At 60.9% G+C, this 25,097-nt stretch carries 35 protein-coding genes, 1 tRNA gene, 1 pseudogene and 1 riboswitch; of the genes and pseudogenes, 10 read left to right on the forward strand and 27 right to left on the reverse strand.

Going from position 1 to position 25,097, the window contains the following annotated elements; translation table 11 throughout:
• From NW809_RS01930 to rplC, 23 genes and pseudogenes are all read right to left on the reverse strand, one after another.
• Positions 1-384 (reverse strand): alpha/beta fold hydrolase (locus NW809_RS01930; protein WP_414401420.1); only part of this gene is annotated, 384 nt, incomplete at its 3' end.
• A gap of 29 nt (positions 385-413) precedes the next feature.
• Positions 414-638, reverse strand: a complete 225-nt coding sequence (gene infA, locus NW809_RS01935) for a translation initiation factor IF-1 (protein ID WP_011430026.1) — start codon at positions 636-638, stop codon at positions 414-416.
• A 130-nt stretch (positions 639-768) separates the two neighbouring features.
• Positions 769-1,542 (reverse strand): type I methionyl aminopeptidase, encoded by a 774-nt coding sequence (gene map / locus NW809_RS01940; RefSeq protein WP_011430027.1) that lies wholly within the window; start codon positions 1,540-1,542, stop codon positions 769-771.
• A 38-nt stretch (positions 1,543-1,580) separates the two neighbouring features.
• On the reverse strand, positions 1,581-2,162 hold the full coding sequence (locus NW809_RS01945; RefSeq protein WP_011430028.1) for an adenylate kinase: 582 nt from the start codon (positions 2,160-2,162) through the stop codon (positions 1,581-1,583).
• Positions 2,162-3,460: a preprotein translocase subunit SecY gene (gene secY, locus NW809_RS01950; protein ID WP_099812200.1), complete on the reverse strand. Its 1,299-nt coding sequence runs from the start codon at positions 3,458-3,460 to the stop codon at positions 2,162-2,164. Before secY ends, NW809_RS01945 begins: the two co-directional genes overlap by 1 nt.
• Positions 3,461-3,568: 108 nt before the next feature.
• Positions 3,569-4,042 carry a 50S ribosomal protein L15 gene (gene rplO, locus NW809_RS01955; protein WP_011430030.1) on the reverse strand — a complete coding sequence of 158 codons (474 nt, stop codon included), beginning with the start codon at positions 4,040-4,042 and terminating at the stop codon, positions 3,569-3,571.
• A 23-nt stretch (positions 4,043-4,065) separates the two neighbouring features.
• The gene (gene rpsE / locus NW809_RS01960) at positions 4,066-4,602 is read right to left on the reverse strand and encodes a 30S ribosomal protein S5 (protein WP_011430031.1); all 537 of its coding nucleotides are present in this window, start codon (positions 4,600-4,602) and stop codon (positions 4,066-4,068) included.
• 18 nt (positions 4,603-4,620) lie between these two features.
• Entirely contained in the window at positions 4,621-4,989 is a 369-nt protein-coding gene (rplR, locus tag NW809_RS01965; RefSeq protein ID WP_011430032.1) for a 50S ribosomal protein L18, read from the reverse strand.
• A gap of 2 nt (positions 4,990-4,991) precedes the next feature.
• The gene (gene rplF, locus NW809_RS01970; RefSeq protein ID WP_414401421.1) at positions 4,992-5,537 is read right to left on the reverse strand and encodes a 50S ribosomal protein L6; all 546 of its coding nucleotides are present in this window, start codon (positions 5,535-5,537) and stop codon (positions 4,992-4,994) included.
• A 26-nt stretch (positions 5,538-5,563) separates the two neighbouring features.
• Positions 5,564-5,968 carry a 30S ribosomal protein S8 gene (gene rpsH / locus NW809_RS01975; protein ID WP_011430034.1) on the reverse strand — a complete coding sequence of 135 codons (405 nt, stop codon included), beginning with the start codon at positions 5,966-5,968 and terminating at the stop codon, positions 5,564-5,566.
• 60 nt (positions 5,969-6,028) lie between these two features.
• Positions 6,029-6,571 carry a 50S ribosomal protein L5 gene (gene rplE, locus NW809_RS01980; protein ID WP_011430035.1) on the reverse strand — a complete coding sequence of 181 codons (543 nt, stop codon included), beginning with the start codon at positions 6,569-6,571 and terminating at the stop codon, positions 6,029-6,031.
• Positions 6,572-6,627: 56 nt separating this feature from the next.
• The gene (gene rplX / locus NW809_RS01985; RefSeq protein ID WP_011430036.1) at positions 6,628-7,026 is read right to left on the reverse strand and encodes a 50S ribosomal protein L24; all 399 of its coding nucleotides are present in this window, start codon (positions 7,024-7,026) and stop codon (positions 6,628-6,630) included.
• A complete protein-coding gene (rplN, locus tag NW809_RS01990) occupies positions 7,026-7,394 on the reverse strand; it encodes a 50S ribosomal protein L14 (protein ID WP_011430037.1) in 369 nt (122 codons plus the stop codon). Before rplN ends, rplX begins: the two co-directional genes overlap by 1 nt.
• On the reverse strand, positions 7,391-7,642 hold the full coding sequence (rpsQ, locus tag NW809_RS01995; RefSeq protein ID WP_011430038.1) for a 30S ribosomal protein S17: 252 nt from the start codon (positions 7,640-7,642) through the stop codon (positions 7,391-7,393). The genes rplN and rpsQ overlap by 4 nt, the downstream gene beginning before the upstream one ends.
• Positions 7,642-7,878, reverse strand: a complete 237-nt coding sequence (gene rpmC / locus NW809_RS02000; RefSeq protein ID WP_011430039.1) for a 50S ribosomal protein L29 — start codon at positions 7,876-7,878, stop codon at positions 7,642-7,644. The genes rpsQ and rpmC overlap by 1 nt, the downstream gene beginning before the upstream one ends.
• Before the next feature lie 17 nt (positions 7,879-7,895).
• Positions 7,896-8,372 (reverse strand): 50S ribosomal protein L16, encoded by a 477-nt coding sequence (rplP, locus tag NW809_RS02005; RefSeq protein WP_011430040.1) that lies wholly within the window; start codon positions 8,370-8,372, stop codon positions 7,896-7,898.
• Positions 8,373-8,427: 55 nt separating this feature from the next.
• The gene (gene rpsC, locus NW809_RS02010; protein ID WP_011430041.1) at positions 8,428-9,174 is read right to left on the reverse strand and encodes a 30S ribosomal protein S3; all 747 of its coding nucleotides are present in this window, start codon (positions 9,172-9,174) and stop codon (positions 8,428-8,430) included.
• Positions 9,175-9,215: 41 nt separating this feature from the next.
• Positions 9,216-9,587: a 50S ribosomal protein L22 gene (rplV, locus tag NW809_RS02015; protein WP_011430042.1), complete on the reverse strand. Its 372-nt coding sequence runs from the start codon at positions 9,585-9,587 to the stop codon at positions 9,216-9,218.
• Positions 9,588-9,629: 42 nt separating this feature from the next.
• Positions 9,630-9,911 (reverse strand): 30S ribosomal protein S19, encoded by a 282-nt coding sequence (gene rpsS / locus NW809_RS02020; RefSeq protein ID WP_011430043.1) that lies wholly within the window; start codon positions 9,909-9,911, stop codon positions 9,630-9,632.
• A gap of 78 nt (positions 9,912-9,989) precedes the next feature.
• Entirely contained in the window at positions 9,990-10,874 is an 885-nt protein-coding gene (rplB, locus tag NW809_RS02025; RefSeq protein ID WP_011430044.1) for a 50S ribosomal protein L2, read from the reverse strand.
• A gap of 60 nt (positions 10,875-10,934) precedes the next feature.
• Positions 10,935-11,234, reverse strand: a complete 300-nt coding sequence (locus NW809_RS02030; protein WP_011430045.1) for a 50S ribosomal protein L23 — start codon at positions 11,232-11,234, stop codon at positions 10,935-10,937.
• Positions 11,235-11,577: 343 nt separating this feature from the next.
• Positions 11,578-12,207, reverse strand: a pseudogene (rplD, locus tag NW809_RS02035) (50S ribosomal protein L4); the annotation flags it as partial.
• A gap of 51 nt (positions 12,208-12,258) precedes the next feature.
• A complete protein-coding gene (gene rplC, locus NW809_RS02040; protein WP_011430047.1) occupies positions 12,259-12,903 on the reverse strand; it encodes a 50S ribosomal protein L3 in 645 nt (214 codons plus the stop codon).
• Between the two features lie 410 nt (positions 12,904-13,313).
• On the opposite strand from rplC, the gene NW809_RS02045 reads away from it, so the two are divergent.
• The 6 genes from NW809_RS02045 to NW809_RS02070 all read left to right on the forward strand — a co-directional run bounded on the left by NW809_RS02045 (position 13,314) and on the right by NW809_RS02070 (position 18,159).
• Positions 13,314-15,332, forward strand: coding sequence for a hypothetical protein (locus NW809_RS02045; RefSeq protein ID WP_143596958.1), 2,019 nt, complete (start codon positions 13,314-13,316; stop codon positions 15,330-15,332).
• A 174-nt stretch (positions 15,333-15,506) separates the two neighbouring features.
• The gene (locus NW809_RS02050; protein WP_414401422.1) at positions 15,507-16,007 is read left to right on the forward strand and encodes a tetratricopeptide repeat protein; all 501 of its coding nucleotides are present in this window, start codon (positions 15,507-15,509) and stop codon (positions 16,005-16,007) included.
• A 9-nt stretch (positions 16,008-16,016) separates the two neighbouring features.
• Entirely contained in the window at positions 16,017-16,361 is a 345-nt protein-coding gene (locus tag NW809_RS02055) for a class I SAM-dependent DNA methyltransferase (RefSeq protein ID WP_049749740.1), read from the forward strand.
• A gap of 9 nt (positions 16,362-16,370) precedes the next feature.
• Positions 16,371-16,775, forward strand: a complete 405-nt coding sequence (locus tag NW809_RS02060) for a class I SAM-dependent DNA methyltransferase (RefSeq protein WP_143597405.1) — start codon at positions 16,371-16,373, stop codon at positions 16,773-16,775.
• A gap of 89 nt (positions 16,776-16,864) precedes the next feature.
• The gene (locus NW809_RS02065; protein ID WP_143596960.1) at positions 16,865-17,440 is read left to right on the forward strand and encodes a tetratricopeptide repeat protein; all 576 of its coding nucleotides are present in this window, start codon (positions 16,865-16,867) and stop codon (positions 17,438-17,440) included.
• Positions 17,441-17,607: 167 nt separating this feature from the next.
• Positions 17,608-18,159 (forward strand): hypothetical protein, encoded by a 552-nt coding sequence (locus NW809_RS02070; RefSeq protein WP_414401423.1) that lies wholly within the window; start codon positions 17,608-17,610, stop codon positions 18,157-18,159.
• A 284-nt stretch (positions 18,160-18,443) separates the two neighbouring features.
• Here NW809_RS02070 and metK read toward each other — a convergent pair whose 3' ends face one another.
• A complete protein-coding gene (metK, locus tag NW809_RS02075; protein ID WP_041438239.1) occupies positions 18,444-19,703 on the reverse strand; it encodes a methionine adenosyltransferase in 1,260 nt (419 codons plus the stop codon).
• A 302-nt stretch (positions 19,704-20,005) separates the two neighbouring features.
• Positions 20,006-20,116, reverse strand: a riboswitch (SAM riboswitch).
• 68 nt (positions 20,117-20,184) lie between these two features.
• The gene (locus tag NW809_RS02080) at positions 20,185-20,553 is read right to left on the reverse strand and encodes a hypothetical protein (RefSeq protein ID WP_011430055.1); all 369 of its coding nucleotides are present in this window, start codon (positions 20,551-20,553) and stop codon (positions 20,185-20,187) included.
• A 189-nt stretch (positions 20,554-20,742) separates the two neighbouring features.
• Here NW809_RS02080 and cobO point away from each other — a divergent pair, with 189 nt between their 5' ends.
• From cobO to NW809_RS02095, 3 genes are all read left to right on the forward strand, one after another.
• The gene (gene cobO, locus NW809_RS02085; RefSeq protein WP_011430056.1) at positions 20,743-21,429 is read left to right on the forward strand and encodes a cob(I)yrinic acid a,c-diamide adenosyltransferase; all 687 of its coding nucleotides are present in this window, start codon (positions 20,743-20,745) and stop codon (positions 21,427-21,429) included.
• Between the two features lie 17 nt (positions 21,430-21,446).
• Entirely contained in the window at positions 21,447-22,853 is a 1,407-nt protein-coding gene (locus NW809_RS02090; protein ID WP_099812197.1) for a cobyrinate a,c-diamide synthase, read from the forward strand.
• A 745-nt stretch (positions 22,854-23,598) separates the two neighbouring features.
• Positions 23,599-23,946 (forward strand): DUF1815 family protein, encoded by a 348-nt coding sequence (locus NW809_RS02095; protein ID WP_011430058.1) that lies wholly within the window; start codon positions 23,599-23,601, stop codon positions 23,944-23,946.
• Positions 23,947-24,064: 118 nt separating this feature from the next.
• Here the strand turns inward: NW809_RS02095 and NW809_RS02100 are convergent.
• Positions 24,065-24,137 (reverse strand) — tRNA-Glu (locus tag NW809_RS02100).
• 72 nt (positions 24,138-24,209) lie between these two features.
• Positions 24,210-24,332, reverse strand: a complete 123-nt coding sequence (locus NW809_RS02105; RefSeq protein WP_414346774.1) for a hypothetical protein — start codon at positions 24,330-24,332, stop codon at positions 24,210-24,212.
• A gap of 131 nt (positions 24,333-24,463) precedes the next feature.
• Between NW809_RS02105 and clpP the strand changes: the two genes are divergently transcribed.
• Entirely contained in the window at positions 24,464-25,066 is a 603-nt protein-coding gene (gene clpP / locus NW809_RS02110) for an ATP-dependent Clp endopeptidase proteolytic subunit ClpP (protein WP_011430060.1), read from the forward strand.
• Positions 25,067-25,097 lie beyond the last annotated feature (31 nt).

A 25,097-nucleotide genomic window follows, 5' to 3' on the forward strand; every position in this document is an offset into this window, starting at 1 on the left:
GATCACCTGGCCGACAAAATCCCCGATCATCCGGACATATAGGTGGCCGGTGTACTCCAGATCGGGGCGCTCCGAGTTGCCCCAACCCAACAAATCCAAAGCGTAAACCTGATAGTGCTGGCCCAACTCCGCCATCACGGCGCGAAACTCGTAGCTGGAAGAGCCGGCCCCGATGCCGTGCAGCAGCAACAAGGGCTGGCCGGATCCCGCAACCTTGTAAAACAGACGGTGGCCGCGCCAAAAATAGTGCCTCTCCTCCCCCGGCAAGAGGCTGGGCAGAGGCTGGGTTCGAGAAGCGATCCAGGCGTTGAGCACGGCCAGGGCACTTACCCCGCCGGCCGCAACCCAGAGGCCGGTTTTGAGAACTTGGCTCAGCTCCTTCATGCTCAGCGGCCCCAGCTAAGGCCAGACGGCTACTTTTTCTTGAGGCGGTAAGTGATGCGCCCTTTGTTCAGGTCATAGGGGCTGAGCTCTACCTTGACCCGGTCGCCGGGCAAGATCTTGATGTAGTTGCGGCGGATCTTGCCGGAGATGTGGGCAAGGACGTTAAAGCCGTTGTCCAGGTCCACCCGGAACATGGCGTTGGGCAAGGACTCGGTAACCACCCCTTCCACTTCAATGGCGTCTTCTTTAGACAAGGAACCCTCCTTAAAAAACAACACAACAGAAATATCGATAGGAAACCCGCCCTGTTAAGAGCGAGTTAAGAGCCGAAACAATACTCCACCTCTTCTATCCTAGCCGTTGCCGCCCTTCAGCAAGGGATCCCTAGGACTGAAAAGGGGTGCGATCCGTCAAAATCTCAGCCCCAGAGTCCGTGATCAAGACCGTGTGCTCAAACTGGGCCGACCAAGAGCCGTCCACCGTCACCACCGTCCAGCCATCCGAGAGCACCCGCGTGGCCTCTCCCCCTGCATTCACCATCGGCTCGATTGCCACCGTCATGCCGGAGCGCAGCTTGGGATTGGGAAGGTCGCGGGTGCGGTAGTGGGGAAACTGCGGCTCCTCGTGCAAGTTGCGCCCCACGCCGTGGCCGACGTACTGCTTCACCACGGAGTAGCCCCGCCCCTGGATGTAGTCCTCGATGGCGCCTGAGACATCCTGCAGCCAGACGCCGTGGCGCACGTGGTCAATGCCCGTCTGCAGCGCTTTGGCCGCTGTGTCGATCAGGTCGCGGGCGGCATCGCCGAGGGGCTCCAGGCCAATGGTGATGCAAGAGTCGGCATGCCAGCCTTCGACCATGGCGCCAAAATCCACCTTGACGATGTCCCCCGGCTGCACCACTTTGCGGGGGCTGGGGATCCCGTGTACCACCTCATGGTTGACGCTGACACAGACACAGGCGGGAAAGCCGTAGTAGCCCTTGAAGCTGGGCAGGGCATTCAACTCCGCTACCCGCCGCTCGGCATAGGCATCGATGTCTGCCGTTGTCCAGCCTGGCTCCAGACACTCGGCAATTTCCTGCAGCACCTGGGCCACCACCCGCCCGGCCCGCCGCATCTTCTCCACCTCCCGGCGGGACTTGATCTCAATGAGCTGCATGCCCCGCCGCGGGGAGAGATTTCCCGCCCCCGTCTTGATCACGCTGTCCTCCTGAAGCCTTCCAAGAGAGCCCGCAGATGTTCTTGTACCGATTCCATCGGCTGGTTGCCATCGATCCGTCGCAGACGACCCCTGGCCTCGTAAAAGTCGATCAGCGGAGCCGTCTGCTCCCGATACACCTGCAAGCGTTTGAGGATCACCGCCTCATCGGCATCGTCGCTGCGCCCCTGCTCCTTGCCGCGGGCCAACAGCCGTGCCACCACCACGTCGTCCGGCACTTCCAGGTTGAGAACGTGGTCGTAGTCTTGCCCCAACTCCCGCAACAGCTCTTCTAAAGCCTCCGCCTGCGCCAGGGTGCGGGGGAAGCCGTCCAGGATCCAGCCCTGCGCTGGCGAGTGTTGCAACTGGCCCTTCACCATCCCAATTAACACCTCGTCAGGCACCAGCTCTCCCGCATCCATGTACACCTTAGCCTGGCACCCCAGCGGCGTTTGGGCTTTCACCTCTGCCCGCAGCAGGTCGCCTGTAGAAATTTTGGGCGTGTGGTAGATCGCTGCCAGCCGCTCTGCCTGGGTGCCCTTGCCCGCTCCCGGCGGCCCCAAAAAGATTAACCTCGGCACTATTGCTTGACCATCCCTTCGTAACGCTGCGAAATGACGTAGGTCTGGATCTGTTTGGAGGTCTCGATCGCCACCCCCACCAGGATCAGCAGCGAAGTTGCCCCCAAGCCCTGAAAAGTGGTGATGCCGGTCGCCCGCTCCACCGTCGTCGGGATGATGGCCACCGCACACAAGAACAAGGCCCCCAGCAGGGTCAGCCGGTTGAGGATCCCTTCGATGTACTCAGCAGTGGCCTTGCCCGGGCGGACTCCCGGAATGCTGGCCCCCATCTTCTTCAGGTTCTGCGCCAGATCCACCGGGTTAATGATCAAAGAGGCGTAGAAATAGCTGAAGAGGAGGATCAGCACGAAGTAGAAGGGAATGTAAAACCAAGAGGTAGGGGCCAAAAGGTTGGCCACCTGCACCAAAGTCAGGTTCTGGGTGTACTGGGCCAAGGCAAAGGGCAGGGACATCACCGAGTAGGCGAAGATGATCGGCATCACGCCCCCCTGGTTTAGCCGCAGGGGCAGGTAGCTCTTCTGCTCACGGAATAGCTTGTTGCCCACCTGGCGCTTGGCGTAGACAATAGGGATTTTGCGGCTGCCCTCCTGGACGAAGACAATGCCGACAATGGTGGCTAGGAAGACGGCCATCAACACCAAGATGCCGCCGATGGTGCTGCTATCAGCACGGGCTAGGCTGATGGTCTGGCCCAGAGCGCGGGGCAGCGTGGCGACAATGTTGACGAAGATCAACAGCGACGGCCCACTGCCCACCCCCTTCTCCGTGATCATCTCCCCCAACCACATGACAAACATGGAACCTGCCGTCAGGGCCAGGGTGGTGGAGGCCACAAAGGCCAACTCGTTGCTGGTGTTGGCGAACTCCCGCACCCAGAAGGAGATGCCGATGCCCTGGATGATGGCCCAAATCAGGGTAACGTAGCGGGTGTACTGGGAAATCTGTCGCCGCCCCTGCTCCCCCTCGTTTTTCTGCAGGTTCTCCAGGGCCGGAATGGCCGAGACCAGCAGTTGCATGATGATGGAGGCGTTGATGAAAGGCAGGATGCCGAGGGCGAAGATCCCCAAAGCGGAGATACCGCCGCCCGAGAAGACATCCAGAAAGCCAAACACAGGGCTGTTGGCGGCTTCGGCGGCAAAGCGAGCTCGGTCAATACTGGGGATGGGAATGTAAATGCCCAGCCGCACCAACAGCAACAGGCCTAGGGTAAGAAACAGACGTCTGCGCAGGCCAGAAGCCATGGCCATCTGCATGAAGGTCTCTTGGGCGGAGGGAGCGGAGCCTCGTGGGTCAGCCATAAATCTAGAAAACCTCGCGGAAGGGAAAGGCAAGGTGAGCTATTTACCACTCTACGCTGCCGGTGGGAAAGTCGGCAAAATAGAGAAGCTGCAAACTGCAGCCCAATTTTAGGATCCAGCGGAAGCAGTCTGGGATCCCACGAGCTCCACCCGACCCCCGGCTGCCTCGACCTTGGCTCGGGCTGAGGGGGTGATGGCAGCCGCTCTGATCGTCAGGGGCACGCCCACTTCCCCGTCTCCCAAGATCTTCAGCGGGCCATCGTTGGTGGTCACGATCCCCAAATCCATCAAGCTTTCCAAGCTGACCTCGCTGCCAGCGGGCAACTTGGCCAAAGCGCGCAGGTTGATCAGGGTGTACTGGGGGCGCCGCACGTAGCGGGGGAAGTGCTTGAGCTTGGGCAGCCGCCGATAGAGGGGGGTCTGGCCTCCCTCAAAGCCGGGCCGGGGACCGCCTCCTTTGCGCGCCTTCTGTCCCCGCATTCCCTTGCCACAGGAGGCTCCCTGTCCAGCAGCGATGCCACGGCCCAGGCGTCGTCGCCGCCGCGTCGAACCTGGTTGGGGGCGAATGTCTTCTAGTCGCATACTGACCTCCGGCTAACTTGCTGTTACTTACCAAACAGGCGGCGCACGTCGATCCCTCTATCTTCAGCTACCTGCTCAAAGGTGCGCATCCGCCGCAGCGCGTCAATGGTGGCACGGGCGTTGTTGAGGGGGTTGCTGGATCCCAGTTGCTTAGCCAGACTGTTGCGCACGCCCGCCAGCTCCAGAACCGTGCGCACCGCTCCCCCGGCGATGACCCCTGTCCCGGGAGCTGCCGGCATCACCAGGACAGTGGCCCCACCGCCTGATCCCCGCATGGGATGGGGTACAGACAGACCCTTGGTGAGGGGCACTTCGATTAGGTGCTTTTTGCCATCCACAACTCCTTTGCGCACAGCCCCGATGACGTCGTTGGCTTTGCCCACGCCAACCCCCACCTGGCCGCGCTCGTTGCCCACCACCACCACGGCCCGGAAGCTCAGCTTTTTGCCGCCCTTAACTACTTTGGTGACGCGCCGGATCTGGATGACCCGCTCCTGCCACTCGCTAGTCTGCTCTTCGCGGCTCTTTTTGCTTCTGCGACGTTCTCTTTGCTCAGCCATATGCCATCTCCTCAGGGCCTAGAACTGTAAGCCTGCTTCGCGGGCGGCTTCCGCCAGGGCCTGGACACGCCCGTGGTAGAGCTTGCCGCCGCGGTCGAACACCACTTGACAAATGCCTGCCTGTAAGGCCCGTTGGGCGACGGAGCGACCCACCACGGCGGCAGCCTCTCGGGTGGCCGTGCCAATGTCTTTGAAGGCTTCCCGCAGCTCTCTGTCCAGCGTGGAGGCAGAGACTAAAGTGTGCTGGGCTACATCGTCGATCACCTGGGCGTAGATGTGGCGATGGGAGCGAAACACGGCCAAACGGGGCCGCTCGGGCGTCCCGAAGACCTTGCGGCGAATGCGGCGATGGCGACGTTGGGTGGCAGCTTTGCGAGTGATTTTCATAGCTACTTCTTGGCCTTCCCGGATTTACCTGCTTTGCGACGAACCTGTTCCCCTACATAGCGAATCCCTTTGCCCTTGTAGGGCTCTGGCGGACGGACGGCCCGAATCCGCGCCGACGTGTTGCCCACCAGCTCTTTGTCGATACCTGAGACGACGATGACGTTGTTGCCCTCAACCACTATTTGGATCCCTGGCGGGAAAGGGATCTCCACTGGGTGGCTGTAGCCAACGTTCAAGATTAACTTGTTGCCCTGGGTGGAAGCCCGGTAGCCCACACCCACCAATTCCAGCCTGCGCTCAAATCCCCTAGATACGCCGTCCACCATGTTGGCAACCAAGGTGCGGCAGAGGCCGTGCAGTTGGCGGGCCGGGCGAGACTCGTTGACCCGGCTGACCTTGAGCGTCTGGGCTTCTTGATGCACCGCAATCAAGGGGGGCAAACTGCGAGACAGTTCTCCCTTCGGGCCTTTTACCGAGATCTGCTGCCCCTCGATCTGAACCTCTACCTTGGCAGGAAGGGCGATGGGGCGTTTGCCAATGCGAGACATGGGCCAACTCCTGGCAAGAGAACAACTCAATAGACGTAGCAGAGCACTTCGCCGCCGATGCCCTGCTTGCGAGCATCCCGGTCGGTCATGATGCCGTTGGAGGTGGAGATGATGGCAATCCCAATTCCTCCCAACACCCGAGGCAGTTCTTTGTGGTTGCAGTAAACTCGCAGCCCGGGCCGGCTCACCCGCTTCAGGCCATTGATGATCGGCTTACGACCTTTGCCCTTGTACTTCAACCGCAACACAAGCTGAGCGTGGATCCCTTCTCCCTCTTCCTTCCAGTCGCTCACAAAACCTTCCTCATGAAGAACGCGAGCGATGCTGCGGGTCATGCGTGTGGCCGGGACCGCCACCGATTCATGCCGAGCCATGGTGGCATTGCGAATGCGGGTGAGCATGTCGGCGATCGTGTCGTTGGTGTGGGCCATGGGTGGGTCGGTGCTCCTCGGAAGATCGATCAAGTCGAGACAATTGCAGATGGGCAAACCTTAAGAGGCAAAGGGCATGCCAAACTCTTTGAGCAGGGCACGGCCCTCTTCGTCGGTTTCGGCGGTGGTCACAATGGAGATGTCCATACCTCTGATCTGGTCTACAGAGTCGTAGTTGATTTCGGGGAAGATCAGTTGCTCGCGAATACCAAGGGTGTAGTTGCCCCGCCCATCAAAAGATTTGGGGCTGACGCCACGGAAGTCGCGGATACGAGGGAGGGCAATGTTGATCAGCCGATCCAAAAACGCGTACATGCGCTCCCGCCGCAGGGTCACCATCAGGCCAACCGGCATGCCCTTGCGGATTTTGAAACTGGCAATCGCCTTTTTGGCGCGGGTAATCACCGGACGCTGGCCCGTGATGGCGCTGATCTCGGCGATGGAGGATTCCAGGGCCTTGGCGTTTTGGGAGGCATCTCCCAGGCCGCGATTGATCACGATCTTTTCCAGACGCGGCACCTGATGGATGTTGGTGTAGCCCAACTCTTTTTGCAGCTTGGGAACGATGACGGTGTTGTAGAGGATTTGCAGACGCTGGGGCATGGTCGGTTCTCCTGGGGGCTCTGGGCTGGGTCAGAGCTCTATCGAAAAAGGGACGGCTAGTCGAGGATCTCGCCGGTTTTCTTGAGGACACGGACTTTGCGGCCATCGGCGGTGATTTGATAGCCAATACGGCTGGCCACTTCCTGCTTCTTGGAATAGAGCATCACCTTGCAGGCGTGGATCGGGGCTTCTTTGGTCTCGATGCGACCACTTTCGCCTTCCCGTTGCGGCTTGCGGTGGTAGGTTACTATGTTTACCCCTTCCACCAAGACCATGTTGCGTTCGGGAAAAACCTGCAGCACCTCGCCGATTTTGCCTTTGTCGTCGCCGGAGATCACCTGGACGGTATCTCCCTTCTTGATGCGCATTTTGTAGCGTAGGCTGTTGCGGTGCTTGCGAACGCCGGTCTGCCGAATCAGCCGTCGAATTTGGCTGGGCTTGAGGGGACGAACCATTACAGAACCTCCGGGGCAAGGGAGATGATCTTGGTGAAGTTTTTCTCCCGCAGCTCGCGGGCTACAGGGCCGAAAACGCGGGTTCCGCGGGGGTTGCCGTCGTCGTTGATGATCACGGCAGCGTTGTCGTCGAAGCGGATGCACATGCCGTCGGGGCGGCGTACCGTATCGACGGTGCGGATGACCACAGCCTTGACGACGTCGGATTTTTTGACCGGCATATTGGGCAGGGCGTCTTTGACGACGCCAACGATCACATCTCCCAGGCTGGCGTAGCGACGGCCACTGCTGCCCAGGACGCGGATGCACATCAGCTTGCGGGCGCCGGTGTTGTCAGCTACCGTTAACATGGTCTGCTGCTGAATCATAGTTTCTTGACCTCCCGTATGATTTCGGCCACTCGCCAACGCTTGGTGCGGCTGAGGGGACGGGTTTCCGTAATGCGCACCAGATCCCCTTCTTGACAGCGGTTCTCTTCGTCGTGGGCCTTAAACTTTTTGGTTTTGACGACGATTTTGCCGTATTTGGGGTGGGCAACCCGGTTTTCCACAGCAACGACCACTGTCTTTTGCATCTTGTTGCTGACGACAACGCCGATCTTTTCGCGAGCAGGCATTACTCCTCCTTCTGGGTCTGAGTTGAGGACAAGGACTTGCCGCGCTTGCGCTCTGACTCAACGGTCAGCAGTTGGGCCAGCTTGTGTTTGCGCAGGCGAATGAGATGGGGCTGGTTCAACTGCCGCGTGGCCTGCTGCAAACGCAGCTCGAACAGCTCTTTCTTGACGGCGTAGATCTCCTGGCTCAATTCTTCGTCGGATAGGGCGCGAGCGTCGGCAATTTTAGGCATGGGCATGGCTCAACTCTCCTCCCTCAAATAGCGCTGGCTGCTACTTCTGTTGTTTCTGGAGCTGCTTTCTGAACAGGTTCCGGCTCCTCAAAGTTAGCCTTGGTTACAAACTTGACTTTGATCGGCAGCTTTTGGGCGGCAAGGCGCATCGCCTCTCGGGCCGTGGCTTCAGGAACTCCTCCCATCTCGAAGAGGATACGGCCCGGCTTGACGACGCAAACCCAGTATTCGGGGTTGCCTTTGCCGGATCCCATGCGGGTTTCGGCAGGCCGTTGGGTAACGGGCTTGTCGGGAAAGATGCGGATCCAGATTTGGCCTCCCCGCCGGACGTAGCGGGCCATGGCCCGACGGCTGGCCTCGATCTGCCGCGCGGTGATCCAGGCGGGTTCTAGAGCCACAAGGCCGTATTCCCCAAAGTTGATGCGGTTGCCGCGAGTCGCTTTGCCTTTCATGCGCCCGCGCTGTTGCTTGCGGTATTTGGTTCGTTTGGGGCTTAACATGGCCGTTCCTTAAATCAACTGCGATGGGGATCCCTGGATTTTCGGGTGCTGGCCCTCAGGCCTCCACTGCTGAGCGGTCTTCAAAAGTGGGCCGCCGCCGCTGCTGCCGCCGCTTGGGCTGTTGCAGGGGAACTTTTTGTTCGGGCCGTTCCTGCCCGGGGAGAACTTCTCCTTTGAAAACCCAGACCTTGACCCCAATGACACCAAAGGTGGTCTGAGCGATGTGGTCGGCATAGTCGATATCTGCCCGCAGGGTGTGCAAAGGGATCCGCCCTTCCCGGGTCCATTCGGTGCGGGCGATCTCGGCTCCGTTCAGCCGCCCGGCAATTTGAATTTTGATCCCTTGCACCCCCGCCCGCTGGGCCCGCTGGATGACCTGGCGCACGATGCGGCGAAAGGCGATCCGCCGCTCCAACTGCTGGGCGATGTTTTCTGCCAGCAAAACCGCCTCGGCATCGGCACGGGTGACCTCTACTACATTGATGCGAATGGTTCGCTCGGGGCTACCGTGTGAGCTCAGCTCTTTCTGCAGGCCCTGGCGCAGGGCGTCGAGGCCGGATCCCCCACGACCAACCACCACTCCAGGGCGAGCGGCTCGGATCTCGAGGTCGATCTGATCCGCTTTGCGTTCAATTTGAATGTCGGCCAGGCCGGCGCTGCTCAACTGCTTGGTCAGGTAGGCGCGGATGAGATCGTCCTCTCGCAGCAGGGCTGGGTAGCGAGCTGGATCGGCAAACCAGCGGCTGCGATGTTCCTTAATAACGCCAAGGCGGAAACCGGTGGGGTGAATCTTCTGTCCCATGGTGGTGTCAGTTGAGGGGTAAAGTCTGGGGGTACAGGCGTCTAGGAGGCCGTCGCCGCTTCAGGTTCTATGGGCCGGACGGCGATGGTAATGTGGCAGGTGCGCTTGCGGATTGGGTAGGCACGACCTTGGGCGCGGGGGCGAAATCGCTTCAGCGTCGGCCCCTGGTCAGCGTAGGCCTTGCTGATGACCAGGTCCCGAGGATCCAGGCCGTTGTTGTGTTCGGCATTGGCCACCGCCGAGCGCAGCACCTTGCGAACCGGCTCACAGGCGGCGTAGGGCATGAACTCCAACAGGATCAGGGCATCGGCATAGGTGCGCCCCCGGATCTGGTTCAGCACGCGCCGCACCTTATAGGGGGACATGCGGATGTAGCGAGCTACCGCTTTGATTTCAGGGGATGGATCGGCCATGGCGCTCTCCTAGCTTATTGCCTCTTCTGTTCGTTGCTGGACTTAACGGCGGGCAGCTTTTTTGTCACTGCCCGCGTGGCCGCGAAAGGTACGGGTGGGGACGAACTCCCCCAGCTTGTGGCCCACCATCTGATCGGTGATGTAGATGGGCACGTGCTGCTTGCCGTTGTGCACGGCGATGGTGTGGCCGATCATGACGGGCAGGATGGTGCTGGCTCGCGACCAGGTTTTGATCATGTGCTTCTCATTGCGCTCGTTCATCTTCTCGATTTTGAGAAGCAGCTTGGCATCGACAAAAGGGCCTTTTTTGAGTGAACGTCCCATAGCAACCTCAACAGTCTGGCAAGCTGGTAAGGGTCGAAAGAAAAAGAAAATTCAGGGGCGCAGCAGATGGCCGGACTCTTATTGAGCGGCCCTCCCGCTCTTGTCCCGGCGGCCGCCACGACGGCGACCGCGCACGATGAACTTGTTGCTGGGTTTGTTGCGTTTGCGGGTTTTGTATCCCAGGGTGGGCTTGCCCCAGGGGGTGACAGGGGTGCTGCGGCCGATGGGGGCTTTTCCTTCCCCACCGCCATGGGGGTGATCGACAGGGTTCATCACCGAGCCGCGCACGTGGGGACGGCGACCTAGCCAGCGGCTACGCCCCGCTTTGCCGAGGCTGAGGTTGCTGTGGTCAACATTTCCCACTTGGCCGATGGTGGCGTAGCACTCGCCTCGGATCATGCGGACTTCGCCGGAGGGCAGCTTGAGGGAGACATACTTGCCCTCTTTGGCTACTACTTGGGCGCCGGCCCCGGCGGCGCGAACAATTTGCCCACCGCGGCCGGGATACAGCTCCACGTTGTGAACCACCGTCCCCAGCGGGATCCGCTCCAGGGGCATGGCGTTGCCAAGCTCAAAGGGGGCATCGGGCCCCGCCATAATGGTGGCTCCCACCTCGAGGTTGCGGGGAGCGAGGATGTATCGCTTCTCGCCATCTTCGTATTCCACCAAGCAGATGCGGGCGCTGCGGTTGGGATCGTACTCGATGGTCTTGACGGTGGCCGGGATCCCGCGCTTGTCGCGGCGGAAGTCGATGATGCGGTAGAGCCGCTTGTGGCCGCCGCCTCGGTGGCGGCAGGTGATGACGCCGCGGTTGTTGCGCCCTTTTTTGCGGTGGATGAATTGCAGCAGCGACTTCTCCGGTCTGGGCCGCTTGCCGTTTTCGTCCCGCGACAGCTCCTCGAAGTTGGAGACCGTCATGTGGCGGGTGCTGGGGGTATAGGGTCGGAAGGTACGAATGCCCATGGCTCGAGGGGGGGTGAAGGACGGGTGGCAATAAAACTCGAAGCGGGAAGAGGGGTTTGGTTAGGTGTCGGGGAAGAGGGTGATGGAGTCGCCTTCGGCCAAGGTCACGATGGCTCGCTTGGGACGGCTGCGATAGCCGACAGAACGGCCTACCCGCCGCTGCTTGCGGGGCAGTTTAAGGGTGTTGACGGCGGTGACCCGCACCCCAAACATCTCCTCGACGGCAGCTCGGATGAGCGGCTTGGTGGCAGTGGGCATCACTTCAAAGACGTATTTGCGCTGTTCCATCAGGGCAGTTGCCTTTTCGGTGATGACGGGACGCAACAGGACATCGGCCAGGATCCGCTTGCTCTCAGTCATTGTCTTCCTCCTCTGCTGCGGCTGTTTCGGCCTCCTCGCCAGCTGGCGGCTGGGCAAGGGGCTCTGCTTCTTGGGCTAGTTCCGCTTGTCCCTGAACTTCTCGCTCTTGTGCTTGGGCCAGCTCTTCTTCCTCGGTTTCCTGAACTTGTGGGTTTGCTAGAGCTACTTGATTAGCCTGATCAGCCTGCGCCGGGGGAGCCTCTGGCTGGGCTTGAGCTTCTGCTTGCTCTTCCTGCTCCTGGCTTTGACCTTCTGCTTGTTCGACTGGCCGAGCTTCTCGCTCTGCCGCCTGAGCCTGATCTTCAAGGCGATCGGCTTGGGTTGGAGCTGCTGCTGCCGCGCCGGATCCCCAGCGGGCCTTGAGCTTCTCCAGGGCAGAGGTGGTAATCAGCACCCAATCGACGTTGAGCAGATCAAAGACATTGAGCTGATCCAGGCCGATCAGCTTGACGCGGGCGATGTTGCGTACGGCTCGCTCGACGGCTTCCGAGCGCTCGGCGACGATAAGCAGTGCCGACTGATCCTCCATCACCCCCCAGCGCAGCAGAGCTTGGGCCACGGCGCGAGTCTTGGGCGGGTTGAGCTGATCCTGGAAATCTTCCACCACGATCAGGTCTTCCACCCGGCTTTGCAGGGCAGTGCGCAGAGCCAGTTGCCGCTCTTTGCGGTTCATGGCCAGGTTGTACTCCCGCTTGCGGGGGCCGAAGATCACTCCACCCTTGCGCCAAAGGGGGGAGCGAATGGAGCCGGCGCGGGCCCGGCCGGTGCCTTTTTGCCTCCAGGGCTTGCGGCCGCCACCGCGCACCTCAGCCCGGGTCTTGGTGTGGGCGTTGCCTTGGCGGGCGTTGGTCATCTGCCGGCGAAGAGCTAGATAGAGGATGTGGGAGGCCGTTTCGGGACGGGCAACTTTGAGGCTTAGCTCCGCGCTGCCCACCGTTTCCCCTTGCCAATTTTTCACCACACAACTTGCCATGGTTTCCTCGTCTTTGCAGATGCTGGTCAGCCTTTGCCAGGGATCCCTTTCCTAGCGTTTGTTGCCCACCTGCTTGGCAGGGGTAATCTCCAGCAGCCCCCCTTCCACGCCGGGCACAGAGCCCTTGATGATCAGCAAGTTCCGCTCCGGATCCACCTGCACCAACTGCAGTTTGCGAATGGTGACGCGGCAGCCTCCCATCCGGCCCGCCATGCGTAGCCCCGGAAACACGCGGCCAGGGGTTGTGCCGGCGCCAACAGAACCCGGTCGGCGGTGGTTCTTGGAGCCGTGAGACATGGGGCCGCGACCAAAGTGGTGCCGCTTCTGGTAGCCGGCAAACCCCCGCCCGATGGAAGTGCCGGCTACATCCAGCAACTGGCCCGGAGAGAAGATCTCGACGGTGATCTTTTGCCCCAACTGGTAAGCTTCTGGCTGGTCGACCCGGAACTCGCGCAGGTGGCGCAGCAGCTCCGTCACCCCCGCTTTGCTCAGGTGGCCCCGCTGGGCTCGCGTGAGGTGCTTTTCGGCGGTGGGCCAGTAGCCCAACTGCACGGCGTTGTAGCCGTCTGTGGCTTGGGTCTTGATCTGGGTTACCGTGCAAGGCCCCGCCTGCACGACCGTGACCGGAATGGCCAACCCTTCCGGAGAGAAGATCTGGGTCATGCCGACTTTTCTTCCAAGGATGCCAAGCGCCACGAGAACCTCCTCTCGAGCCTCTGCGACTCGCTTCTGTCAGCTTGCAACTGGCTCAATGAGCCGGATCCAGGCAGCAACGGCGCGGCAGCAGGAAGCTCAGGACTAGCTGAGGCTGCCCGCTCAGGCGAAAAAGCAACGAAAAGGAATCTTTGGATCCCCGCAGGCCAAACAGCGCCAGCAGCGCTGCTCCCTTTGCTTAATTCACCCTCAAATCACACGCCAAACTGCTTTCAAAGACTGCTCAGACTTACCTGCAAAGAGGCAGTATCTGGTTTAGCAGTACGCTAGGTTGCCGAGAGCCGTCGTCAGAGCGGGCGGACTTAATTGGCAACAGTAGTACATCATAATGAGGTGAAGACCTGTTTGTCCAGATTTTGCCGAGAAAATGGCTCGGTCGGGGGGCAGCGACTGTGAAAGCCGCTCTGGTGGGCGAAAAGAGCTATCGACGGCAAGAGCCACCTCCTTTTAGGAGTGTGATGGGGTGGGCGGGCAGCGGGCTGACCCAGGCTTGTGTAGATCGCTACCTGGATTTGTTGCGGGCGGGAACCGATCCGGGCCGGATCTTGTTTTTGGTGCGCAGCCAGCGGCAGGCAGAGGGGGTGTTGCGGCGCTTACAGCAGCTCAGCTCGAGCTGGGTGGGCCCGTGGCGGATCGAGACGTTTTTGCAGCGGGTGGGGCGCTCTCTGGCCGATCACTGGCCGCAGGTGTGCGAGCGGGTTCCCCAGTTGCCGCGCTCGTTTGAGCCAATTCCCTTGGCCAAGGATCTGGCCCAATTTCTCTGTGGGCGAGCCTGTGCTTTGTGTCCGCGGCATGGGGAGGTCTTTGCCGATCTTGGGCTGGAGGAGTTCCAGATTTGGGATCAGATCAGCAGCGCTGCCTATATTGCGGGGGCTTCGGGTTTGGCGGCGGAAGCGGTGGGATCCCGGCTGGCGGCGGCCTGGCCGGCGGAGGGGGATCCGGGGCGGGCAGAGGCCTTGCAGGCGATGGGCTGTTGTGTGGAGCGGCTGTGGGAGGTGGGGTTGCGGCTGGGATCCCTGGACTTCGGCCTGCAAATCCGGCTGTTTGGCGAGCACATCCTGCCGCTGGCGGAGTTTTGGCAGGAGTGGGATCACCTGATCGTGGATCAGGCGGAGGACAGTTGCGGGGTGGCGCTGGAGTTTTACCGGCAAGGGCAAGCCCATCTGCAAAGCCAGTTTTTCAGCTATACCATCGGCGGCGGGGTCTCTTTGACGGGGATCCCAGAGGCCGTGGCTCGCTTTCTGAGGGAAAACACCCAGGTTCAGCTTCTGGAGGGGAGCTACCGCGGCTCAGCCGGCATGATCCGCCTGGGACTGCAGATTGCGCGGGTGCTGGATCCGCGGTTTGACCATCCCCTGACGGAGCCTCTGGCAGAGAGGCTGCCAAGGGTGCAGGTGCTGGAGGGCGAGACCCAATTCGCGGCGGTGGAGGCGATGGTTGCCCAGATCCGGCAGCTTTTGCGGGCCGGGATCCCGGCCTCTCGCATCGCCGTCCTGCTGCCTCGCATGGATGCGGGGGTGAGCTTGAGCTTGCAGGAGCAGTTGCCGGAGGTCTTGCCGATCGCCCCTTTCCCGGCGTTGATCCGCTACCCACTGGTGCGGGCTTTGCTGACGGCGGCGGAAGTGGCCCATCCCGAGTGGGGAGCTTTTCCCACCTTGCCGGCCTGGCGACTGCTCCTGGGCAGGGTGTTGGATCTGGATCCCATCCGGGCGGCTTTGCTGGCCGAAGATACCCTTGACCCGGTAGGGCGTTCCCTGCGGCCCAAGACCGCCGTGCGACAGCCGGAGCGGGTGGGGTTTGCCAACCTGGAGCGCTACCAGAAGCTGCTAGATTGGCTGCGCAGCTACCGCGGCGGGCCCTCCCTGGCCGCTTTCTTCCAGCGGTTTTTCGCCGAGCACCTAGCCCAGGGGATGGATTTGCCCCAAGACCAAGAGCTGCTGCAAGCGCTGATCGACGCGGCACAACGGTTTCGCCGGGCCTTTCCTGCGGAAGAGGATCGTGCCTTTTTGGCCATGATCCGCTCGGGACAAACCCCCAGCAACAGCCGCTTCGAGCCCGACTATTCCCGCTACCTCGTGGTGGCGACGCCGGTGGCCTATATCAACCGAGGTTTGCAGGCGGATTATCAGTTCTGGTTCGACATCACGAATCCGCTTTGGTCCCGTTCTCTTTGGCGTGTGCTTTACAACAGCCGTGTGCTGACGCCGGAGTGGGATGGGGAGGTTTTCAATGCAGCCCAAGACCTACAGGCACGTCACCAAATCCTGGCTCGCACGCTGCTCAACCTCTGTTGCCGAACTCGGAAGGGGCTGTGGCTGGTGCGCTCCACTTTTAACTACCGCGGCGAAGAGAACACCGGCATGTTGGATTACCTCATTTTAAAGGCCGCGAAGGCCATGGCCACAGCCTGAGAGGAGCAACCTTACACCCATCCCAAGCCGCAACCAGACCCAGGTTCCAGAGCATAGCGAAGCTGTCTGTTGTGTCGATCCCCAACTGGGGAGTGCTCAAGATTGTCGCCAATTTGGAATGCCCCTATCGTGGGCATATCGTGAGAGAAAGCTAGGTTCTCCTACACTGGGGAGATGGCTAAGGGCTTTGGAAAACCGGCGAAAAAACAGCCGCTCCTCTCGGCCCGACAGGCGGCAGGCCGCTTCCGGCGGGGGGAATGGGCTGGCTGCCGGCAGCTCTGTGAGCAGATCCTCGCCGCTGCCAACCGGTCTGATCTGGAAGAGGCCATTGCCTTGACGCAAGCCCATGCTCTTTTGGGGCGCATCGAGGAGGGATCCGGTCGCTACCCTGCCGCCATGCTGCACTACCAACAGGCCATCGTGGCCTGTCCCCCTGCTGCTCCCGCCAGCTTGGCCGCTGAGGTTCATGCGCTGCTGGGGGGAGTACTGCGGCAGATGGGCGAGAAAAAGCAGGCGCAACGGCTCTTCGAGCAAGCCCTGGCCCGGGATCCAGCGCTGCTGATGGCGCGGGTGGGGCTGGCCGACCTGCTGCAGATGCGAGGAGAATACGAGGCGGCTCTGGCCCATTATTTGCAGGCCTGGCAGGGATCCCAGCAAGAGGCAGACATTCCTTAGCAGATCGGCATGGGCTTTTGGAAGCAGGGACAAGTGGAGGTGGCCAGCTCTTGGTTTCGGCGGGCGCTCGCCCTGCAGCCCGAACACAGCGATGCCCGCTACATGCTGGCCATTGTGGGGGAGCTGCCCCTGCCCGACAGGACTCCTCCGGAGTGGGTGCGACGTCTATTTGACGAATATGCGCCCCGCTTTGAGCAGCATTTGCTGGAAAAACTGAACTACCAGGGGCCACAGGCTGTGCGGCAAGGGATCCTGGCTGCCGCAGGGGGAGCGTCTCCTTGGTTTGAGCGGGCGCTGGATCTGGGCTGTGGCACCGGCCTGGCGGGATCCCAGGTGCGCTCCTACGTTGGATAGTTGCGGGGTGTGGATCTCTCCGCCCGCATGGTGGAGATTGCCCGGCAAAAGGGCATCTACGACCACCTGATTCAGGGGGACTTGCTGGAGCTGCTGCAGCAGACCTCAGAGCGCTACGACTTGCTCCTGGCGGCAGATGTGTTTATCTATCTGGGGGATCTGGCCCAGGTCTTGCCGGCCTGTGGGCGGGTGCTCAATCCCGGCGGGCTTTTGGCCTTCACCGTCGAGCAGGGATCCGCCCCCGGCTACGAGCTGGGATCCACCACGGGGCGCTCTGCCCACTCCGCCGCCTACGTGCTGCAGCAGGCAGAACGGGCAGGGCTGGATCCCGTCTATCACCAGAACTTTACCCTGCGGCGAGAGGGAGAAACCGACGTGCCCGGAGCCGTGTGGTGTTTACGTCGGCAGCCGTGATCGAAAGCGGCTGGCCCGAAATGGCTGTAGGCCCTCTATCCGCGCCCGGAAAGAATCGAGTAGAGTGGGGGCGCCCGCCTGGATTTGGATTGGGTTTTTATGAATCCGGACACCCCGCCTGCTGCGCCCTCGTCCCGCCGCTTCCCCGTTCGTCCTGTGGCAACGCTGGCCCTCGCCGCCGGCCTCCTGGCGGGGCCTACGCCCTTCTGCAGCGGCTACGGCTGCAGATGCACCGGGATCTGATCCTCTATCGGTACGCCGCTTTCTCCGGCTATGGAGATGTGACAGCGTTCGATCCCGGCCCAAGCGACCGCTGGTTTCCGCTCACCTACCCCGTATTGGCTCGCTGGGGAGGATCCGCCGACCCAAGCCGCCGCAGCTACGCCTTTGACACGCCGCTGCCCGACTACGTGGATCCCGGCGACCCTGGAGATCGCTACTTTCTGGAAGCCAAAGCCTTGCGGGACGGCTATGCCCGCCAGGCAATCTACGCCGGCAATGAGCTGCTGGCCCGCTTCCCGCAGAGCCGCTATGCCGGGGATGTGCTCATGAGTCTGGACGGCCTGACGGGAGAGGCTGCCTTCCTAGGGCGGCTGCTGGCGCAATTTCCCGACAGCGATCGCGCTCTGGAGGCAGCGCTGGGGCTGGGGCCTGTTGACCACTGAGTCTTCACCGTACTGCAGCTTCATGGCCTCTTCACAGAGCCTGCATGGAAGGCCAACAGCGGCATCCTCTGACGGGAGCTGTCTTGCGGGATCCGGGGATAAGGCTTTATCTCCCTTTTATCTCGCCGGATCTGGGTTAGCCTTGGGTTGAGTGTCCTTGGGCCCTGATGGATCCCGCGACCTTTTTGGAGCGCTACGGGTTTGAGCTAGAGGGGCAAGCCAGTCAGGCCTGGGTGGAGCGCTGGAGCAAACAGTTCCCAGCCTCTTGGATCCCGGCGGCCCTGCTGGAAGCCCTCTACCAGGGTCGCTACAAGGCCACCTCTGTGGAACAGATCCTCCGCCTCTGGCAGCGCCGTGGCGCTCCTCACCTCACCTTTCCCCCCGAAATCAGCCAATCCCTGTGGCGGGAACAACAGGAGCTGATCCGGTCTTTGGTCTCGACTGCCGCCAGCTCTTTTGCCCGCCCTCCCTCACCGCTCCCAGCCCCGCTCAGGAGAGGATCCCTCTTCTCCGGAGAATCGGCCATTTCTCTCGACTTGTTGTTGGATGAGCTGCAGGATCTCCCGCCCAAGCTGCGCCACCTGCTCGTTCATGTTCATCCTGCCCCGCCGACCTCCTCGGCGGCTTGCGCTGGTGGAACGGAGCTTTTGGTAACTTTGGAGCTGCAGCTTGCCGACCCTGTGGATCCTGACCAGCCATCCCAAGGGCAGCCTGGGTGAGTTTGCGATTTTGCCTCAGGGATCCTTGCCATCACAAACTCCGGCCTGCTCCCACCCCAGCAGAGCTTGGCGGGATGGGGGATAGGAGTGTCAGGTCTAGTCAAGACTGGCGTTGAAGGCCAAGCTCCCGCCATAGCCTATCAGGGCTGAGCGGGAGTTCTCGACGCCAGGCTCCACGGCGGCAGTGAACTGGCTGTGCACAGCCTATCCTGCCGGAGCTATCCCACTTGTCGAGCAACTGCACCAGGGCAGGCATTGAGCCCAGCCTGTCCCCCTTGATCCCCCTAGCCTAGGATGGCGGTCGCCCCGGCGAAAGCTTCCTCCCGCAGCAGGGCAGCCTTATCCGTGCGCTCCCAGGGCAGATCCAGATGGGTTTGCCCGAAGTGCCCGTAGACCGCCACGTTTTGATAGAAGCGCCCTCCCCTTTGGCGGGGCAACTCTCGCAGTTGGAACTGCGCCAGAATGGCCGCCGGCCTCAGGTCGAAGTGGCGCTGCACCAGCCGCAGCAGAGCTTCATCGGGGATGCGGCCGGTGCCAAAAGTTTCCACCAAAAGGTTGATGGGACGAGCCACCCCAATGGCGTAGCTGACCTGCACCTCGCATTTTTGCGCCAGGCCGGCGGCCACGATGTTCTTGGCCACATAGCGGGCGGCATAGGCGGCGCTGCGATCCACCTTGGTGGGATCCTTGCCGGAGAAGGCCCCGCCCCCGTGGCGGGAATAGCCGCCGTAGGTATCGACGATGATCTTGCGTCCGGTCAGGCCGGCATCCCCCTGGGGTCCGCCGATGACGAACTTGCCGGTGGGATTGGTGAGGAAGCGGGTGTTGCCATCGGGTTTGATGGGCAGCTCGGCAAACACCGGCTGCACCACCGCCTCCCAGAGATCGGCGCGGATCCGCTCCTGCACCGCTGCCTCTTCTGTAATGGCACCGATGGTCGGCGTGTGCTGGGTAGAGATCAGCAGGGTGTGAATGCCCACCGGCCGCCCCTCCTCATAGGCCACAGTCACCTGCGTTTTGCCATCCGGACGCAGGTAGGGCAGGGTGCCGTTTTTGCGAACCGCGGCCAACTGGCGGCTGAGGCGGTGGGCCAAGCTGATGGGCAGTGGCATCAACTCGGGGGTTTCGTCGCAGGCGAAGCCAAACATCAAGCCCTGATCCCCGGCCCCGATCAAGTCGAATTCATCTTCCTGAGATGTGCGACTTTCCAGAGCCAAGTTCACCCCCTGTGCGATGTCGGGGGATTGTTCATCGAAAGCCACCAACACCGCGCAGCTTTCTGCAGAGAAGCCGTTCTTGGCGTCGGTATAGCCAATTTCGGCCACCTTGTCCCGCACCAGTCGGGTGAAGTTGACATGCGCCTGCGAGGTGATCTCCCCGGTCAGGATCACCATGCCTGTATTCACCACCACCTCTGCCGCCACTCGACTTAAGGGATCCGCCGTCAAGAGGGCATCCACGATGGCGTCAGAGATCTGGTCGCAAATTTTGTCGGGGTGCCCTTCTGTCACCGACTCTGAGGAAAACAAAAACGACTTGGACAACGAACCTCTCCTTAAGACGAAACAGATACAACCAAGAACTGCCCAGAAAGCAGAGCCTGCTGCTGCCGTTCATCATCCGCCGGCCTGAGCAGGGATCCCTTCCACCTCAGCCGAGCAGAAGAACAGACCTAGGCCGTGGCCGACGCAGGAGCAAGAGCGCCGTATCGCACCGAGGACTTTGCCGCCGAAGCAATAGAGCCTCGCTCCGCTGCTGCAACCAGAGCTATTGGGAAGCGCTAAAGGGCGAAGTCGTCAGAAAAGTCCCCCTGGCAAGAGGACTGTCCTCTAGAGAAAGCTTTATTCCTTTATCTTTCGGTTACTGACTAACCGCAGGAGTTGGCACCGTAGCGGAGGCTTCCGCCGGTTGCCGCAGCTTCGTTGGGCCTGATCCCTCAGTCTGCTCTGGATAAAGAACGGAACTTGTCCTTATCGTACCCCTAACCTCGACGCATTTGTCAAAAAAATGGTTGCTGAGTGAGCCTCAGTCCAACAGCTTCTGCCACCAGTCGGTGGACTGGGCGGCCCTGAGAAAAAAGACGCTGGCCAAGCCCAAGGGAAAGAGGACGCCGAGAAAACCGACCGTCCCCAGCGCCCAAGCTAGGCGATGCAGGTGTCTTTTGCTGGCAGCGCCCGCGGCTGTTTCTGCCAAGACGGCCAACATCGATCCCAAAGCCGCCAACAGGGATCCACCCAGCCCAGCCAGATAGGCGGGCCCCAGCCACGGCTGCAACTGGGCAGCAGAGGCAATTTCCAGGCGTGGCAAGACTTGAAAACACCCTATCGCCAGCACGGCCCAGATAAAAGAGTACATCAGCAGGCTATCTCGAAAAGCGGCAGCCGGCTCTTTCATGATCCCAGCCCAATTGGGGATGAGTATGCAGCAAAACCCAACTTCTGGCTTGACAGGGATCCTAACCCATCTGCCCCAACTCTCCTGAAACCTGAAAACCTGAAAGCCAGATTAGGATGAAGAGCAGTCTGCTGAGCGAAAACTTCGGCCTGCCAGACCCCTCCTGCGGCTTCCCAACCCTCCATAGCCATGCCCCCCTCTCCCCTGCCGGAAACGCCCGGATCCCTGCCCACCTCGGCCCCCGAGCCGGAAGCCGAACAAAACCGGCGACACCGCCAAAGGATGCAACGCCGCCAGCAGATCCAGCGGCAGCGCCTGGCGAGCATGCGCGACGACAAGGGCTTGGTGATCATCTATACGGGGCAGGGCAAGGGCAAGAGCACAGCGGCCTTCGGCACCCTCTTCCGTGCCCTCGGCCAAGGGTTATCGGTGGGGGTGGTGCAATTTATCAAGGGGGCCTGGGATCCGGGCGAAGCCAAATTGTTGCGCAAGTTGGCCGCCCATCCCGAGCTGGAGCTGGGGAAAATTGCCTTTTACGCCATGGGGGAGGGCTTTACCTGGGAAACTCAGGATCGGGAGCGGGATATCGCCCACGCGCAGGCGGCCTGGGAAAAGGGGCGGGAGCTGTTCAGCAGCGGCGAGTACCACCTGGTGCTCCTCGATGAGATCAATGTTGCCCTCAAGCTGGGGTATCTCTCCCTGGAGCAGGTGTTGGCCGGCCTGGCCGAGAAACCGGAGCGAGTGCACGTGATCCTAACTGGGCGGGGCGCGCCGGCAGGCCTGATCGAGCGGGCCGACTTGGTTACCGAGATGACCTTGATCAAGCATCCCTTTCGCGACCAAGGGATCAAAGCGCAAATCGGCATCGAGTTCTAGTCCTTGGGTGGGGCAAGATGGCCATTCTGCTGGCGGCAGCCACAAGCGGCAGCGGCAAGACCACCGTCACGTTGGCTCTGTTGGCCGCCCTGCGGCGGCGGGGCCTGCGCATCCAGCCCTTCAAGGTGGGGCCTGACTACATCGATCCCCTGTTCCACACGGCGGTGAGCGGGATCCCCTGTCGTAACTTGGATCCCTTTTTAACCGATGAGAACTTTGTGCAGCGCTGCTTTCGCCACCACTGCCAGGGCAAAGATGGGGCAATTGTAGAGGGGGTGATGGGCCTCTTCGATGGGCGGGCGCCCGCATCCCCGCCAGATCCCACGAGCAGAACGGAGCCCTTTTTTGCCAGCAGCGCCCATGTGGCCCGCCTGCTGGGGATCCCCGTGGTGCTGGTCATCGACGGCAGCGGCATGGGAATGACAGTGGCCGCTTTGCTCTACGGCCTGAGCCGCTTCGATCCCGGCCTGGCCATCGCCGGCGTCATTTTCAACCAGGTGGCCTCGGAGCGGCACGGCCAGATTTTACAGCAAGCGGCGGCAGCGGTAGGGATCCCGGTTTTGGGCCAATTGCCCCGCCGTGAGGATCTGCGCCTGCCCAGCCGCCACCTGGGGCTGGTGCCCGTCTCAGAGCTGGATCACTTCCCCCACTGGCAGGAGGCCTGGGCCGACCTGGCCGAGCAGCACCTGAATTGGGACAAGCTGCTGCCGCTGATTCGAACGCTTCCCCCGGCAGCAGGAGAGCTATGGCCAGGGATCCCCTCTCTCGCGGAAAGGACTCCGTCCCGCCACCGTGAACGGGTTCGGGTAGGGGTGGCCCAAGACGCCGCCTTTAACTTCTACTACGCCGACAACTTGGACTTGCTGCGGGCCTGTGGCGCCGAGCTGCTGGCGTACTCTCCCCTGCAGGTGGGGCTGTGGCCGCCGGATCCCTGCGACGGCCTGCTCTTGGGGGGCGGGTTCCCAGAACTGTTTGCCGCCACCCTCTCTGAGAAAATAGCCCGACAGCCACCGCCGCCCGCCCACCCACCCCTGTATGCCGAATGCGGCGGACTGATGGTGCTGGGACGATCTCTCACCGATTTGCAGGGAAAGACCTACCCCATGGCCGGGCTGCTGCCCATCACGGTGGACATGGGCAGCCGGCTGTGTCTGGGCTACCGCGAGGCCACTGTTTTGCGCCCCACCCTGCTGGTCGAGGCCGGGGATCGCCTACGCGGGCACGAATTTCACCGCTCCCGCAGCACCCCCACCTCCCCCAGCCCAATCTACAGCTGGGGATCCCCGCCCCACCGGGAAGGCTGGGCCGGCCAGCGCCTGCACGCCTCCTATCTGCACCTTCACTGGGGATCCCGTCCCGATCTGGCAGTGCGGCTACTCCAGAATTTCTTAAGAATTGCTCAAGGCGCTCCTGATCCCGCTTAAAATAAAGCAGCGATGCAGCCCCAGTCTCCCGTTGCTGCGTCCGCCTTAGCCGCTTTCCGGCAATTGTCTAAAAAAGCTGCCGCCCTGCTCTGGAAGCAGATTCAAAGCAGATCAGTGAAAAGATCGCCATTCAGGGTTCAAAATCCGCTCCGATAGCAGGCTTCAGCGATCCCCAACTGCTTTGAGACTCTTTGAGCAATCAGTCTCCCTTCTTCCCAATCCCCAGGCCACAGCATCGAGTGTTTCCCTCTAGTTATCCGTGATATTCCTCAGCCTTTTCCCACCACAATTCCTCGGGAACCTACCCTACCTCCATCCGTCTGTAAGACCTAGCCCACTTGACCTCGCAAACGGGTCAACCCTTTCTAGACGTGCCACAATCGTCCTGGCCAAAGGGTGGGCAAAATCTTCACCGATAAAGCACTTCGGGATCAAGGCCCAAGCCCCGCCAAAGGAAAACTGACCGGTTCTCGGCAGGGATCGGATCCCAGCGGGCAAGAGTTTTGAATTAGGGTAAACTTTAATGTCTGTTCTGAGAGGAGTGTTAAATACAACATCCTCCTGCCTTAGACTTTGCCTAGCATGCTATTTGGCCTTCAGTAGTCTTGCTTAGTCTCTGGAGAGATGCTAAACGGATCCCTTTCTTGAGGATTTGTCGATCGTTATGCTAGATATGACTCTAAGTGACTAGGCATAAATTACTAGAACGCGCCCCGATGGGCCAACTCGCTATGGGAGGAGTGTGATGTTCGCACGGTTGGCGGAACAATACCGCAGCTACGTTCAAGACCTGGTGATGAGTTTGCAGGCTCTCGCCATTGTTTTGGAGAAGCGGGGCTACCCGGCTTCTTGCTACACCTGCGGCACCTCATTTGAGAGCGCCTCCTTCATGGTCAGCTTACGGGAGGGGCACTTGATTCGCTTTTTGGTTTCCGAATGCTCCATCAGTTGGACGGAGATGCGGGATGACCGGGAGCTAATGAAGTTAGAAGGGGCAGAAGCCATTCGCCAACTCCAGGATCTGGCAGAGCTGATCAAAGACGATCTGGTTGCTGCTGCCGCGCCGGCAGAAGCTCTAGCTGCCAGCAGTTGATTCCCATGCAGTTGGATGAGAAGCCTAGCCTACGGCCCTTTGGGCCTAGCCGAAGCTAAGCTAGACTCAAGGCGCCTCCCGAGCACCTTCCCCCTCCAACACTTGTCACCGGCCTTCATACCCCCAAGGGGATTCGAACCCCTGTCGCATCCGTGAAAGGGATGTGTCCTAGGCCTCTAGACGATGGGGGCATCCCAGAAATGACGCGATCCTGATTGTAAAGAGAGAGGTGTAATTTTGTCAACTTAAACTTATGTCCTCTCCTAGTCGGCGTCTCCCGAGTCCCGTTCTGCCAAGTTCAGGATCAAAATCCCCAGCAGAGCCAGGCCCAGCAAGCCGGCAATCACGAGGGGTTCATCCGGGATCACATCCATGCTAGGCCTCAAGCTGTCAACTTTACAGGCTGCTGGCTCCGAGCAACGCAGCACAGCCTCAGGGCGGCAAACCGTCCTAGGCGGAGCAGCCGTCCAGTGGCTTACACTACACTAAAAAGTAACAACCCATCGCTTGGACTGGCATGATTCCCACCGTTATTGAGCAATCTGCACGCGGCGAGCGCGCCTTTGATATCTACTCGCGTCTATTGCGGGATCGGATCATCTTCTTGGGCACCCAGGTGGACGACGACATTGCCAACCTGATCGTGGCCCAGATGCTCTACCTGGAATCTGAAGACCCCGAGAAAGATATTTACCTCTACATCAACTCTCCCGGCGGCTCCGTCTATGCCGGTATGGCCATCTACGACACCATGCAGCACATTCAGCCGGATGTCTCCACCATCTGCATTGGCTTGGCCGCCAGCATGGGAGCCTTTTTGCTGGCAGGAGGTGCCAAAGGCAAACGCATTGCCCTTCCCCACGCCCGCATCATGATTCACCAACCCCTCGGTGGAGCCCAGGGGCCAGCCACCGATATCGAGATTCAGGCTAAAGAGATCCTCTTTATCAAAAACAGTCTCAACAGCCTGCTGGCCTACCACACTGGCCAGCCCCTGGAGCGCATCGAGCGCGATACCGACCGCGACAACTTTATGACTCCAGAGCAGGCCAAAGAATACGGCCTCATCGACCAGGTGATCACCAGGAGACCCCAACCATCCTTGGCCGCCGTTTCTTAGCCCCTCTGGCCGCTGCAGACAAACCCACCCA

Source organism: Synechococcus sp. WC101, assembly GCF_047461555.1.
Classification (GTDB): Bacteria; Cyanobacteriota; Cyanobacteriia; order Thermostichales; family Thermostichaceae; genus Thermostichus.

What these genes read in the sequence shown, in the direction of transcription:
- rpsS (WP_011430043.1), bottom strand. Translation starts at nt 9,911, where the DNA reads ATGGGACGTTCACTCAAAAAAGGCCCTTTTGTCGATGCCAAGCTGCTT.
- rplR (WP_011430032.1), bottom strand. Translation starts at nt 4,989, where the DNA reads ATGAAAATCACTCGCAAAGCTGCCACCCAACGTCGCCATCGCCGCATT.
- NW809_RS02095 (WP_011430058.1), top strand. Translation starts at nt 23,599, where the DNA reads ATGTTCGCACGGTTGGCGGAACAATACCGCAGCTACGTTCAAGACCTG.
- secY (WP_099812200.1), bottom strand. Translation starts at nt 3,460, where the DNA reads ATGGCTGACCCACGAGGCTCCGCTCCCTCCGCCCAAGAGACCTTCATG.
- rplE (WP_011430035.1), bottom strand. Translation starts at nt 6,571, where the DNA reads ATGCCCCAGCGTCTGCAAATCCTCTACAACACCGTCATCGTTCCCAAG.
- rpsE (WP_011430031.1), bottom strand. Translation starts at nt 4,602, where the DNA reads ATGGCTGAGCAAAGAGAACGTCGCAGAAGCAAAAAGAGCCGCGAAGAG.
- NW809_RS02090 (WP_099812197.1), top strand. Translation starts at nt 21,447, where the DNA reads ATGGCCATTCTGCTGGCGGCAGCCACAAGCGGCAGCGGCAAGACCACC.
- NW809_RS02070 (WP_414401423.1), top strand. Translation starts at nt 17,608, where the DNA reads ATGGATCCCGCGACCTTTTTGGAGCGCTACGGGTTTGAGCTAGAGGGG.
- rplN (WP_011430037.1), bottom strand. Translation starts at nt 7,394, where the DNA reads ATGATTCAGCAGCAGACCATGTTAACGGTAGCTGACAACACCGGCGCC.
- rplP (WP_011430040.1), bottom strand. Translation starts at nt 8,372, where the DNA reads ATGTTAAGCCCCAAACGAACCAAATACCGCAAGCAACAGCGCGGGCGC.
- rpsQ (WP_011430038.1), bottom strand. Translation starts at nt 7,642, where the DNA reads ATGCCTGCTCGCGAAAAGATCGGCGTTGTCGTCAGCAACAAGATGCAA.
- rplF (WP_414401421.1), bottom strand. Translation starts at nt 5,537, where the DNA reads ATGTCTCGCATTGGCAAACGCCCCATCGCCCTTCCTGCCAAGGTAGAG.
- map (WP_011430027.1), bottom strand. Translation starts at nt 1,542, where the DNA reads ATGCAGCTCATTGAGATCAAGTCCCGCCGGGAGGTGGAGAAGATGCGG.
- NW809_RS02080 (WP_011430055.1), bottom strand. Translation starts at nt 20,553, where the DNA reads ATGAAAGAGCCGGCTGCCGCTTTTCGAGATAGCCTGCTGATGTACTCT.
- rplV (WP_011430042.1), bottom strand. Translation starts at nt 9,587, where the DNA reads ATGGCCGATCCATCCCCTGAAATCAAAGCGGTAGCTCGCTACATCCGC.
- cobO (WP_011430056.1), top strand. Translation starts at nt 20,743, where the DNA reads ATGCCCCCCTCTCCCCTGCCGGAAACGCCCGGATCCCTGCCCACCTCG.
- rplB (WP_011430044.1), bottom strand. Translation starts at nt 10,874, where the DNA reads ATGGGCATTCGTACCTTCCGACCCTATACCCCCAGCACCCGCCACATG.
- NW809_RS02055 (WP_049749740.1), top strand. Translation starts at nt 16,017, where the DNA reads ATGGGCTTTTGGAAGCAGGGACAAGTGGAGGTGGCCAGCTCTTGGTTT.
- NW809_RS02050 (WP_414401422.1), top strand. Translation starts at nt 15,507, where the DNA reads ATGGCTAAGGGCTTTGGAAAACCGGCGAAAAAACAGCCGCTCCTCTCG.
- rplO (WP_011430030.1), bottom strand. Translation starts at nt 4,042, where the DNA reads ATGCGACTAGAAGACATTCGCCCCCAACCAGGTTCGACGCGGCGGCGA.
- rpsC (WP_011430041.1), bottom strand. Translation starts at nt 9,174, where the DNA reads ATGGGACAGAAGATTCACCCCACCGGTTTCCGCCTTGGCGTTATTAAG.
- rplX (WP_011430036.1), bottom strand. Translation starts at nt 7,026, where the DNA reads ATGGTTCGTCCCCTCAAGCCCAGCCAAATTCGACGGCTGATTCGGCAG.
- clpP (WP_011430060.1), top strand. Translation starts at nt 24,464, where the DNA reads ATGATTCCCACCGTTATTGAGCAATCTGCACGCGGCGAGCGCGCCTTT.
- rpmC (WP_011430039.1), bottom strand. Translation starts at nt 7,878, where the DNA reads ATGCCCATGCCTAAAATTGCCGACGCTCGCGCCCTATCCGACGAAGAA.
- rpsH (WP_011430034.1), bottom strand. Translation starts at nt 5,968, where the DNA reads ATGGCCCACACCAACGACACGATCGCCGACATGCTCACCCGCATTCGC.
- NW809_RS02030 (WP_011430045.1), bottom strand. Translation starts at nt 11,234, where the DNA reads ATGACTGAGAGCAAGCGGATCCTGGCCGATGTCCTGTTGCGTCCCGTC.